The sequence below is a fragment of the Acidobacteriota bacterium genome (assembly GCA_034211275.1).
In the GTDB taxonomy this organism is placed as follows: domain Bacteria; phylum Acidobacteriota; class Thermoanaerobaculia; order Multivoradales; family JAHZIX01; genus JAGQSE01.
The window spans coordinates 21621-32969 of record JAXHTF010000059.1 but is presented as its reverse complement, the minus strand read 5'-3'; the positions used below and the strand labels follow the sequence as shown (position 1 = coordinate 32969).

Below are 11349 nucleotides of genomic sequence, written 5' to 3'. Positions count from 1 at the left end.
GAAGTAGCGAGGGGTTTCAACCCCTCGCGGGGCTCAACCCCTCGCGAAGCTCGCACAGCTCCAACCTTCCCTCCATTCCCCCGTACTACTACACTTGTCGGAAGAAGCCCGGACGCCGACGGAATCCACCCAGCGTTTGTGCCTTGGATAGAATCCACCCGTCCGTGCCCACGATCCGTTTCAACCACCCCGGCCGACCCCCGTCGAGCTCCTTCGGCCCCGTCGCCGGTTTTTGGGAGGTTTTCAGCTCATGCAATCTCTAACCTTCGCCCTCTTCGCCGTGCTCCTCGTCGGCTCCATGGTGGCCACCCCGGCCGCCGCCGGTGAGCAGGCCATGGAGCCCCACGGCTTCAACGTTCACGACCTCGTCAACATGGAGCGCGTCGGCGAGCCCCAGGTGTCCCCCGACGGCCGCTGGGTCGCCTTCTCGGTGCGCACCACCGACCTGGAGGAGAATCGCGGCCAGACCGCTCTTTGGCGGGTCGGCATCGACGGCAAAGGCCTCCAGCGCCTCACCACCCATCCCGCCGGCGCCTCCAGCCCCCGCTGGTCCCCCGACGGCAAGCATCTCTACTTCCTCTCCTCCCGCTCCGACTCCTCCCAGGTTTGGAGCCTGCCCATCGACGGCGGCGAGGCCCGGCAGGTCACCGATCTGCCGCTGGACGTAGCTGGCTTCGTCCTTTCCCCCGACGGCAAGTCTCTCGCCGTCTCCATGGACGTCTACCGCGAGTGCGCCGGCGAAGAGAAGGGCGTCCCCCAATGCACCGCCGATCGGCTGGAAAAGAAGGCAGAGGCCAAGACCACCGGCCAGCTCTATGATCAGCTCTTCATCCGCCACTGGGACACCTGGAAAGACGGCCGCCGTGGCCAGCTCTTCGTGGTTCCCGTGGCCGGCGGCGAGGCCGTCCACGTCAGCCAGGGCATTGCCGGCGACATCCCCTCCAAGCCCTTCGGCGACATGGGGGAGGTGACCTTCACCCCCGACGGCAAGAGCCTCGTCTTCTCCGCCCGCACTTCCGACCGGGAGGAAGCCTGGTCCACCGACTTCGATCTTTACCAGGTCCCCGCGGACGGCTCCGCCGCGCCTACCAATTTGACCCCGGACAACGGCGCCGTCATCACCCACCCGGTCTTCTCCCCCGACGGCAAGACCCTCGCCTACCTGGCCATGCGCCGCCCCGGCTTCGAGGCCGACCGCCTCTACATCCAGCTGCGCAGCTGGCCCGATGGCAAGACCCGCACCCTGGCGGAGGACTGGGACCGCTCCGTCCGCGGCCTGGATTTCTCTGCCGACGGCAAGACCCTCTTCGTCACCGCCGGTGACACTGGCCACGTGCCCCTCTTCGCCATCGACGTCGCCAGCGGCAAGGTCGAGAAGCTGGTGGCCGAGGGCACCGTCGGTGAGTTCTCCGTCGCCAAGGATCACATCGTCTATGGCCTCGACCACCTCAGCGCCCCGGTGGAGCTCTTCCGCATCAACACGGATGGCAGCGGCGTCCAGCAGCTGACGGATGTGAACGCCGAGCGGCTGAAGAACGTTCAATTCGGCGAGTCCGAGCAATTCAGTTTCGCCGGCTGGAACGGCGAGACCGTCTACGCCTGGCTGGTCAAGCCGGCGAACTTCGAGGAGGGCAAGAAGTACCCCGTCGCCTTCCTCATCCACGGCGGCCCCCAGGGCTCCTTCAACAACCATTTCCATTACCGCTGGAACCCCCAGACCTACGCCGGCGCCGGCTACGCCTCCATCATGGTCGACTTCCACGGCTCCACCGGCTACGGCCAGGACTTCACCGACTCCATCTCCGGCGATTGGGGCGGCAAGCCCCTGGAGGACCTACAAAAGGGCCTCGCCGCCGCGCTGGACCGCTACGACTTCCTCGACGGCGACCGCGTCGGCGCCCTCGGTGCCTCCTACGGCGGCTTCATGATCAATTGGATCGCCGGCCAATGGCCCGACCGCTTCCGCGCCCTGGTCAACCACGACGGCGTCTTCGATCAGCGGATGATGTACTACGCCACCGAGGAGCTGTGGTTCCCGGAGTGGGAGAACAGCGGTCCGTACTACGAGAGCGCGAAGGAGTTCGAGAAGCACAACCCGGTGCTCCACGTCGACCAGTGGAAAACCCCCATGCTGGTGATCCACGGCGCCCTCGACTTCCGCGTCCCCGAAACCCAAGGCTTCGCAGCCTTCACCGCCCTCCAACGCCAGGGCATTCCCAGCCAATTCCTCTACTTCCCCGACGAGAACCACTGGGTCTTGAAGCCCCACAACTCCATCCAATGGCACGACACGGTCCTCGCTTGGTTGGATCGGTGGGTGAAGGGGGAGGAGAGGTAGTCCTCTTCCTGAACTGATCTGTAAACCGGGTCTCCGGTCCTGATGCTTCAACGCCCCGGGTGCCTGCTCGGGGCGTTGGTGCGTTTGGGGCTGGGAAATTTGCTGAGCGATCCTTGCCCCGTCGTCCGTCCTCGTAGGTAGCCATTCTTGAAGAAAGGAGACCTGCGATGACCAATCGAAGCCCAGGCCCGCCCTCCAGAACGCTGCTGGAGGAGGCCGGCCGCCGCATGCAGACCCGCCGCCTGAGCCGCCGGACCATCCGGTCCTACTGCCATTGGATCCGCCGCTACGTGCGCTTCCACGGCCGAAGACATCCGAGAGAGCTGCGGGAGCCGGAGGTGAATCAATTTCTCGCCTTCCTGGCCAACGAGCGGAGAGTCAGCGCCAGCACCCAGCAGCAAGCTCTCTGCGCCTTGGTCTTCCTCTACCGCCACGTTCTGGAAGAGGAGCTGGGCGAGCTGCAAATCATCCGCGCCCGCCGGAAGCGCAAGCTCCCCGTGGTGCTGACCCGCTCCGAGGTTCGACGAATCCTCAACCAAGCCTCCGGAAGCCCCAAGCTGGTTCTCTCCGTCCTCTACGGCGGCGGCCTTCGCCTCCTCGAGGGTCTGCGCCTGCGGGTCAAAGATGTCGATCTGGAAACCTGCCAGCTCACCGTTCGGGACGGCAAAGGCGAGAAGGACCGCCTCACTATCCTGCCCAGTTCGCTGGTTGCTCCTCTCCAGAATCAAGTGAAACGGGTTCGAACAGCCCATGAAAAAGCTCGGCGGCAAGGCTACGCCGGTGTCGAGCTGCCCTATGCACTGGCGAAGAAGTATCCCAACGCTCAGTACGAGCTTGCCTGGCAGTATCTCTTCCCAGCTGAAAGGCCTTCCCGAGATCCCGAATCCGGCGCCATCCGGCGCCACCACATCCACGAACGCACCATCCAGCGAGCCTTCAAGACAGCGCTCCGTAGATCGGACGTCCACAAACACGCCGGCTGCCACACTCTGCGCCACTCCTTCGCAACCCATCTCCTGGAGGCCGGCTACGACATCCGCACCATTCAAGAGCTCCTCGGCCACAGCAATCTGAAGACAACGATGATTTACACCCACGTGCTGAACCAAGGCGGGCGAGGAGTTCGGAGCCCTCTGGATGACCTATGAGCGACTCGAACTCGACGAGGTACCAGCTTCCGGAGCCTCGAAGCCCGAAGAAAGAGAGTCCTCAGCGTGAATCTCCAGGTACTGCTCGACCGCTTTCCTAACATGAAAAGTCATGGGCTTGCCGTCACGCTTTTTAAGCAGGTAGAGCGCGCGAATATGGCAGGGAAGCAGCTTGGGCTGATACATCTTGCCTCCAGGAATTGTCGATCATTCGGATGACTCGATTATAGCTCAAGAAGGCGGTATTTAGGCGTAAAAAAGAAAGATTTCTCGTCTGGTTTGCGGCCATCCCGGCTGCCTATGCGACAGCGCCTATACGACAGATGGCGATCTGCCTATACGACAGCGTTCCGTGTCGCATAGGCACCGGGCAGGCTGCTATGCGGCTCATAACCAGGGGGAGATGCTCGTTATCGCGCCTTGCCTCAGCGGTGAGGCCTGTTCGGATAGGCAGAAACCCCGCGACAGCCAGTGTCGTGGCACGCATATTGGACAGGCGCAGAGATTGACGTTAGTTCCTCAGACAGCTTATGATGAAGAAAAAGAGCAGCTTGTAAGGAGAGAGAGTCTTGAGCAGGAGATTCCAAGTGCCGTATAGACAGATTGTGGCGGGAATCGTTGAAACTAAGGTTGAACTAAACCGCTTCGCGGTGGTTTTCTGACCCTCGATCCTCACGTCGCTTTCTCCGAACCTTTCGATCAGTTCTCGGCTTTCTTTTCCTTTCTTTCAGAGTTCCCCGCGTCCCAGCGCACTTCCTTTTTTGGAGCAATTCCGCTCCAGCAAAGGAGGTTCGCTATGGGAAAGCTGAAGACGAAGATGGAAGAGGAAATGGCGCTTCGGGGACTGCGGCCCCGGTCGCAGAAGAGCTATCTCTACGCGGTGCGCAAGTTCGTGGAGCATTATGACCGCTCCCCGAGGACGCTGGGCCACAGAGAGGTCCGAGCGTACCTGATCTACCTGCTCAAGGACCGCCAGCTGTCCGACTCCACGGCCAGCCAAGCGCTGCAAGCCCTCAAGTTCCTCTACCGGCACGTGCTGGAGTGCGGTGAAGTGGTCGAGGGCTTGGTGGTCAAGCGGCTGCGTCGGCGCAAGCTGCCGGTGATCTTGACCCGCGAGGAGGTGGGGCGGATCTTGTCGGCGACGAAGGGGCTTCTCTATCAGACGCTCTTTATGACCCTCTACGCCACGGGGCTTCGGCTTGGTGAAGGCCGCCGGCTCCGGGTCGAGGACATCGACCGGGAGGCGATGCGGATCTGCGTTCGGGACGGCAAAGGCGGCCAGGATCGAGCGGTGATGCTGTCTCCCCGGCTGCTGTACCACCTGGAGACCTACTGGTGGAGATGCCGACCCCGGCCTTGGCTGTTCGCTCGGCCAGGAGCGGACCAGCCGATAGGAGCCCGCAGCGCCCAACGCGCCTTCCAACGCTCCGTGGCGGCGGCCGGGATCGAGAAGCAGGTCGGCCCGCATTCGCTGCGCCATGCTTTCGCCACCCACCTGCTGGAGCAGGGCACGAGCCTGCTCTACATCCAGCAGCTGCTGGGGCACCGCAACCTGACCAGCACCATGATCTATACCCGCCTCACGGAGACTCAAACCAGCGGCGTGCGAAGCCCCTTCGACACGCTGATCGGAGAAGCGCCCGAGCGGTTTTGGTAGGCCGCCGTGCCTACTGCCGCTACCCTCGAGGTGGCGGACATCTTCCGGTCCTACGGAGATCGTTTCCGCGAGCAACACGCGGGGCGCTTGCCGCTGGAACACCTGCGGGCGATGTCGGCCATCGAACACTGCCGGACCGCCGAGCTGGGCGGTCACGTCTACGAGTGTGACCACTGCCGCGAGCGTCGGGTGGCCTACAACTCGTGCCGCAATCGGCACTGTCCGAAGTGCCAAGGGGCAGAGCGGCTGCGCTGGCTGGAGGCTCGTCAACGGGAGCTCCTCCCCGTCGACTACTTCCACGTGGTCTTCACCCTACCCGCGGAGCTAGGTCCTCTGGCGCTCCGGAATCCAAAGCCGCTCTACAGCCTGCTGTTTCGCTGCGCCGCCCAGACGCTCCTCGAGGTGGCTACGAGTCCAAAACGCTTGGGCGCCCGACTGGGCGTGCTGGCGGTGCTCCACACCTGGGGCCAGCAGCTGACCCATCATCCCCACGTCCACTGCATCGTGCCGGGAGGAGGCCTGTCGCCAACGGGAGACCGCTGGATCCCGTCCCGCCGCGGGTATCTGCTGCCGGTGCGGGTGCTGTCCCGAGTCTTTCGTGGCAAGTACCTGGCCGGCCTCCAGGCCGCCCGAGCTGCTGGCGAGCTCGCCTGGGTCGGAAAGGTGGAGCATCTCGCGGATCCGGAGACCTTCCAGAGCTTCCTCGATGCTCTCTACAACCAGGAGTGGGTGGTCTACTGCAAGCCACCCTTCGCCGGGCCGGAGAGAGTGCTCAAATATCTCTCCCGCTACACCCACCGCGTCGCCCTCTCCAACCAGCGCCTGCTACGGATGGAGAGCGACACCGTCGTGCTGACCTACAAGGACTACCGCCACGGCGGCCGGTGGCGGCTGCTACGCCTCCGCGCCGAAGAGCTGATCCGCCGCTTCCTCCAGCACGTCCTACCCTCCGGCTTCGTCCGCATCCGCTACTACGGCCTGCTGGCCAATCGGCACCGAGCCGAGGCCCTACGACTCTGTCGCGAGGCTTTGGGGGCTTCGCCGCCGGAGGGGGTGCCTGTGGAAGAGGCCTCGCCACCGTCGTGGGCCTGCCCGCACTGCGGAGAGGGAAACCTACGGATCGTGGGGCGGGTGAGTCGCCGGGAAGCTCCCGCAGCCTTGCTCCGAGAGAGGGCCCCGCCGTGTCGTGCTGCTTGAGGTCTCTTCGTGCTTTGCCCCGAGAGGTCCGTGCTCATGGACACAGGGAGGGGTGCGCCCGTAGTCGAAACTTGCGGTATACTTTCACTCTAGCAATCGTCAAAGTATCGATTCACGATCCGGAGGTAGCCGTGAAGCAGCGTCCAAGCAGAGAGTCGCGAGCCCCTGGCAGGCTCCTACGACGGCGTTTCCTGCTCTCCGCCTGTCGCAAAGACCGATTGAATCCCCATAGTCGGCCCGGCCGCTCGGCCCGCGGTTTCGTCCAACCGCGCTCTATATGACATCGGGAGGTGGGGTGATCAGAGGGGCTCGCTACGCGGTGATGTCACATAGAGCGCTTAATGTTAGCCGGCGCATGCCACTTCCAGTGAATTCGATGCTATAACACTGCAACAGAATAGGGACGAAGACGAAGAATGATCTCTGAACTCCTGATTGGAATCGTTTCCGGAATCCTGGCAACAGCTATCGGCGCGCAAGCGCTTCGACTCAAACAGTTCGGGCAGCTGAGAAAGATCAAGATCTTTGAGCCTGAAAGTGAGCAGCTGAATCGCAATTTCTATGAGTACTTCAAGGAGCGAATCAACGGGGCTCGAGAAGAAATAATTGTAACCGGCGAAGGTTTTGAGTTCAAGGGATCCGATGGGCCAAGGATCGCCAAAAACTATCACGAGGCGATGAGGGGCGCGCTGGCGAGAGATGTTCACATAACGCGTTTCCAGACCCTCAGGCCGCTAAATCCGCAGTGGGCCGAATTGCTCGGGAGACTACTTGAGGATTTCCCAGATTACTTCCACCTTTACATTGTGGACAACAAGGCGCAACAAGATATTGCAAGCGTGTGTGTTATCGACCAGGCGAGGCGGAGCAATGTGGTAGAATTGATGCTCTCAGCCGAGCGGGACCTTGAGGATTCCAAAGTGAGAGTTGCCTCTACAGGAATGTTCATCCACGGAAGAAAAGACCTCGCGAGACGCATGAGGAAGAACGTGCTAGCCATGAAGAACTACAAGTCAGTGAAGCCAGTGAGAACCAAGGATGAGTTGGATGAAGTCGCGGAGTCTGCTTGATGGAGCTCTATTTCGCATACGGCTCGAATATGTCGGCCCGCCAGATCAGGGAGCGCTGCCCGACTGCGGCGTATGTCGATCTAGGCAGGCTAGAAGGGTTCAGGCTTACATTCAATCGTAAGGGATCGTACCGTCAAGGCTCGGTTGCAAGTGTGGAACTGGGGGATCCCCACCACGACGTAGTTCTGGGAGTGCTTTGGCATATTTCAAGGAGCGATCTTGACAAGATGGATGAGATCGAAGATCCGGATGCATATGTTCGAATTGCTGTTCCGGTCGCAAATGGCCAAGGCGATGTTGGCTACGCCTGGACTTATGTGTCTTATCCTGACGAGCAGGGTCTTTCGCCGGATGCCGACTATCTCAAAGTGATGATCCAAGCCGCAGTTGAAGTCGGCCTGCCCAAGATCTACGTGAAGGGCCTTGAGCGATGGAAGGATGCGTAACTCCAAGATCACGACTTGCCGGCTAACACCGGCCTGGAGACGGACGGCTGCGCCGCCGCTCAGGCCAAGACCGTTAGCCGCCTGCACTGACCGATAGGTCACTCGATTCCACCAGCAATTATGATGCTTACTCCTACCAGCCTTGAGGTGCTTTCGATGAAGTCGCAATCCCCTTTACGGACTCATCTTCAGGTCGTGCCATTGGCGAAGGAATCGACCAGGCGCCGTTCCTGGTTCAGTAGATGCGTGCTCGGGTGTGGGTTAGTCATTGCTCTCTGCTTTTCTGGCACAGCCCAGGCTCAGAAATCCACGGTCGCCAAGAAACTTGCCGAGAAGTTCCTGGAGGGAATCGGAGTAGCTGTTGGCACCATCGCAGCAGAGCGCGCTCTCGAGGAGCTTAGAGACGCATCCGAACCTGCGGCCTGGCCGGCCGGAGCACCTCACCCTAGTGCACCTAACGTCGTTCACTGCGCGGAGCCAGGTTATTGGTGTCCGGCTCCCGGTTACCGTTTCGCGACACAAGATTCGGGAGATCTCTCGGTAGAGTCCTTCCTGCCCGACGGGCTTTCCATTTCCCGTTCTTCCAGCGTTGAAGTCGGAGCTAGCCATTTGCAGGTTCGCTCCCCGCCGGGATTTCATGTCGCGAATGATCTGGATCCGGATGCGCTGTCGGTCATGACTTCGCTCCTCGCTTCACGTCAGCTGGAACTGAAGCTTCTGTACTTTAATGACGTGGACTTAGCTAAAGTACTTCGGGGACAGATGCCGGAACTCAAAGAGAATATGACGTTCTGTATCGTTGTCGATGCGGGCGGAAAGCCGGCGGTTGAGCCAGATTTCGCGAAGGTGCGATCTATGCTGCGGCAGCCTCTCGCTCAGGTAAGCCTCGAGAATATCAGGGATCAGGTCAATCGCGACCTTGATGACCTTTTCAGGCAATACGAAGGCATGGAAGAAACCGTCCAAATTAACCAGACAGTTCAGCTCGGAATCTTCGCTGATCGGGAGGACCGCTTCTGCTCTTCAGTCCTAGCTTCGTACGCGGTACCCGAGGAGCCGGCTCCCGTTCTCGAGGTGAGTTCTACCTGCTTCGTGCCCTGGTCGGGTCGAGTTCTAGCTGTTTCAGCTGCTCGGATTTTTCCTGGCAAAGAGGAGATTGATTTTCGCTGGACCGAAGCCCAGGCCGGCAACTTTGCTGCGGCTCTGCTGACGCCATGAGAGTAACTTCGGGTGCCTGGGCAGGTAGAGCAGAGGGATCCTTTCGACAAGGTCTTTGGTTTGAGGCATCCACATTTTTTGCGGCTAACCAACCACTCCAGCGAACTCAGCGTCGCCACTTCGCGGCTCCGCTGGTCGCTGAGTGGTCGCACGTTGGGCGGCTCCCGGCACCGAGGGGTTAGAGGAAGTCTTTCATGAGTAGGTCACCGATTCTCGCGGCAACGAGGCAAAGGAGAGAAATCCGCCTGAATCGAGACCTCGGCGGACCAGATGCTCGGTATCTCGTTGTCGAGACTCCAGCTGCCCTTGTTCTCGTTCCTGAGCCCGGTTCGTCTGAAGCTAAGCGCCTTGCGAAGCTGGAACAGGAACTCGTTCCGGGGTTACCTACAGAAGTTGAGGAGAAAGACTCTCAGCTTGCTGAGGCGTTCTTGACCCTGGGTGATCGAATCCCAGATTCAGACTGGAGGAAATCGGACAACCCCTATCGGTACCTACTGGAGAACCTTTCGGAGAGTCGCAAGAACTCCGAGCTGTTGGCGGACGTTCGGGACTATCTAACGAAGCACCCTGCCGTCAGCAATGCCGTGGAGATGCTCTTTACCTCAATTGCAATGAGCGCGCGAGCTGATTGGCGTTCCGGCCCGGTGGAGCATCGAGGCGTACTCGCGCGTGGATGGTTCTTGGGGCGTTGGGTTCCAACCTTCTTGGTCTTGGACGGGCCGATTTCCAGATTCCTGAGAAGCCAGGCATTTAGACGCCAAGTTGGCACGACGAAGATACTGCGGGAGGTTAGAGCTTTCCTCCAGGCGAGTGACTTCGTCCGACTTAGGCATGCCTTCGCTCATTGGTCTTTCCGTTGGGAGGTCACGGGCTCAGACTCCGAGATAGTGGGCTATGGAAAGACGCCGTCAGATGAGGTGCGATTATCCCGAGCAGAAGCCGATGCATTTCACATCATCACCTATGCGATCATCGAGGTGGTCGATGAGGTGTTTGTCTACAAGATCAGGCCGCCCAACCCGGCTGCTGAACCGAGCGGCTCTGCCGCCGGTTAGCAGCAACAACGCTCGACGACATTCGACCCGATCCATCCAATAGGAGCTGATTCTGTTGCAGTGGTTCTTGAGCCTTGACCTAAAGATCCAGGCGGCTATTGTCGCGTCAGTAACTGCGCTCGTAACGGCGATTGCGACAGTAGCGATTAAGGATTTCTTAATCCGAGTGTTTTTTGAGGACCGTGAGAAATCGAAAGTCGCAGAGACCGTTTTTCGGCAGTATGCTGACCCCCTAGCTTCGATCACGACTAGCATTCTGTGGCGATTCGATGAAATTTTCCACCAGGAGGGGAGAGCTGCATTCTTGACCAGCCCACGACCAAGGACGAGGTATGAAGAGTACAAGATGAAGAGTACCCTCTTCCGACTTGCGAGCTTGCTGGGCTGGATCCGTGCGATTCGAATCGAGCTCTCTTTCCTGGCATCACCGACTGCTGAGGATGCTCGGGCAATCGAACGTGGAATCGGTGAACTGGAGGCCGCGCTTGCGGACGGTCCCCATGTTGAACTGAATCGCTTTTCGCGCTTGTGCAAGCACTTGGAATGGGACGAGCCTCCGAGTTCGGAGCGCAAAGCACGAATCTCAGCGCAAATCGAGAGAATGATCAAGAAGACTGTTCATCAACACGGTGTTGTGGTCGCAAGTCAGTTGGACTCTGCCGCACAAGAAGAACTCTGCCTTGGAATTGTTGCAGACCTGACCTCCGCTCTGGGCACCACCTCGCTATCCGCCTCAGAGATAAAAGCGAATGTCCCCGCAATCACTCGTATCATTGGAGTCAAGGAAGCTTTTCTGTACCGGGATTGGCAGTCAGGAATCGGAGATCTGATGCTTTCGGAGAAAAACGGAGAGGGCCGGAGATTCGACGTGATTGGATTTCGCGAATTCGAGAAGATTCACGACGATGAGGAATCCGAGGACAGGCCCTGGATCCTTCGGCTCGAAGAATTATTCGAAGGGCTAGACTTGGGTGCTGCCGATGCGGACAAGTATGACGCAAGGATCCATCAGCTGAAGGGAGTGATGCTCGCTTCGGCACGACTGCTTAAGCACCTCGGCGCGGCGCAAGGAAAAAGGAAGTCTGTTTCAGCCAAGACCTTAGCGAAGGCAGACCAGGTTCTCGGAGTCTATGGTGAGTAAAGTGTCCTCTCCCACCACGTCGAACCCAGAAATTCCAGACGCACACGCTGCGCGTGGCGCTGAATTTCGAGCCGAGCGA

The 11349-nt window shown here is 60.0% G+C and carries 10 protein-coding genes; 9 read left to right on the top strand and 1 reads right to left on the bottom strand.

All coding sequences use genetic code 11. From position 1 onward, the window contains the following. Window positions 1–250: 250 nt before the first annotated feature. Together SX243_11700 and SX243_11695 are read left to right on the top strand one after the other, a co-directional pair. Window positions 251–2338 carry a S9 family peptidase gene (locus tag SX243_11700; GenBank protein ID MDY7093624.1) on the top strand — a complete coding sequence of 696 codons (2088 nt, stop codon included), beginning with the start codon at window positions 251–253 and terminating at the stop codon, window positions 2336–2338. 167 nt (window positions 2339–2505) lie between these two features. Then, the gene (locus SX243_11695; protein ID MDY7093623.1) at window positions 2506–3486 is read left to right on the top strand and encodes an integron integrase; all 981 of its coding nucleotides are present in this window, start codon (window positions 2506–2508) and stop codon (window positions 3484–3486) included. On the opposite strand, the gene SX243_11690 is transcribed toward SX243_11695, so the two are convergent. After that, a complete protein-coding gene (locus SX243_11690; GenBank protein MDY7093622.1) occupies window positions 3481–3672 on the bottom strand; it encodes a hypothetical protein in 192 nt (63 codons plus the stop codon). The genes SX243_11695 and SX243_11690 overlap by 6 nt on opposite strands. Window positions 3673–4282: 610 nt before the next feature. Between SX243_11690 and SX243_11685 the strand changes: the two genes are divergently transcribed. The 7 genes from SX243_11685 to SX243_11655 all read left to right on the top strand — a co-directional run bounded on the left by SX243_11685 (window position 4283) and on the right by SX243_11655 (window position 11270). Beyond that, window positions 4283–5143, top strand: coding sequence for a tyrosine-type recombinase/integrase (locus SX243_11685; protein ID MDY7093621.1), 861 nt, complete (start codon window positions 4283–4285; stop codon window positions 5141–5143). Window positions 5144–5149: 6 nt separating this feature from the next. Further along, window positions 5150–6340, top strand: coding sequence for an IS91 family transposase (locus SX243_11680; protein MDY7093620.1), 1191 nt, complete (start codon window positions 5150–5152; stop codon window positions 6338–6340). A gap of 416 nt (window positions 6341–6756) precedes the next feature. After that, window positions 6757–7410 (top strand): hypothetical protein, encoded by a 654-nt coding sequence (locus tag SX243_11675; GenBank protein MDY7093619.1) that lies wholly within the window; start codon window positions 6757–6759, stop codon window positions 7408–7410. Further along, the gene (locus tag SX243_11670; protein ID MDY7093618.1) at window positions 7410–7856 is read left to right on the top strand and encodes a gamma-glutamylcyclotransferase family protein; all 447 of its coding nucleotides are present in this window, start codon (window positions 7410–7412) and stop codon (window positions 7854–7856) included. Before SX243_11675 ends, SX243_11670 begins: the two co-directional genes overlap by 1 nt. Window positions 7857–8012: 156 nt before the next feature. After that, window positions 8013–9074: a hypothetical protein gene (locus SX243_11665; GenBank protein MDY7093617.1), complete on the top strand. Its 1062-nt coding sequence runs from the start codon at window positions 8013–8015 to the stop codon at window positions 9072–9074. A 194-nt stretch (window positions 9075–9268) separates the two neighbouring features. Continuing rightward, window positions 9269–10129: a hypothetical protein gene (locus tag SX243_11660; GenBank protein MDY7093616.1), complete on the top strand. Its 861-nt coding sequence runs from the start codon at window positions 9269–9271 to the stop codon at window positions 10127–10129. 55 nt (window positions 10130–10184) lie between these two features. Next, complete coding sequence (locus SX243_11655; GenBank protein MDY7093615.1) at window positions 10185–11270, top strand: hypothetical protein; 1086 nt, start codon at window positions 10185–10187, stop codon at window positions 11268–11270. Window positions 11271–11349: the final 79 nt, after the last annotated feature.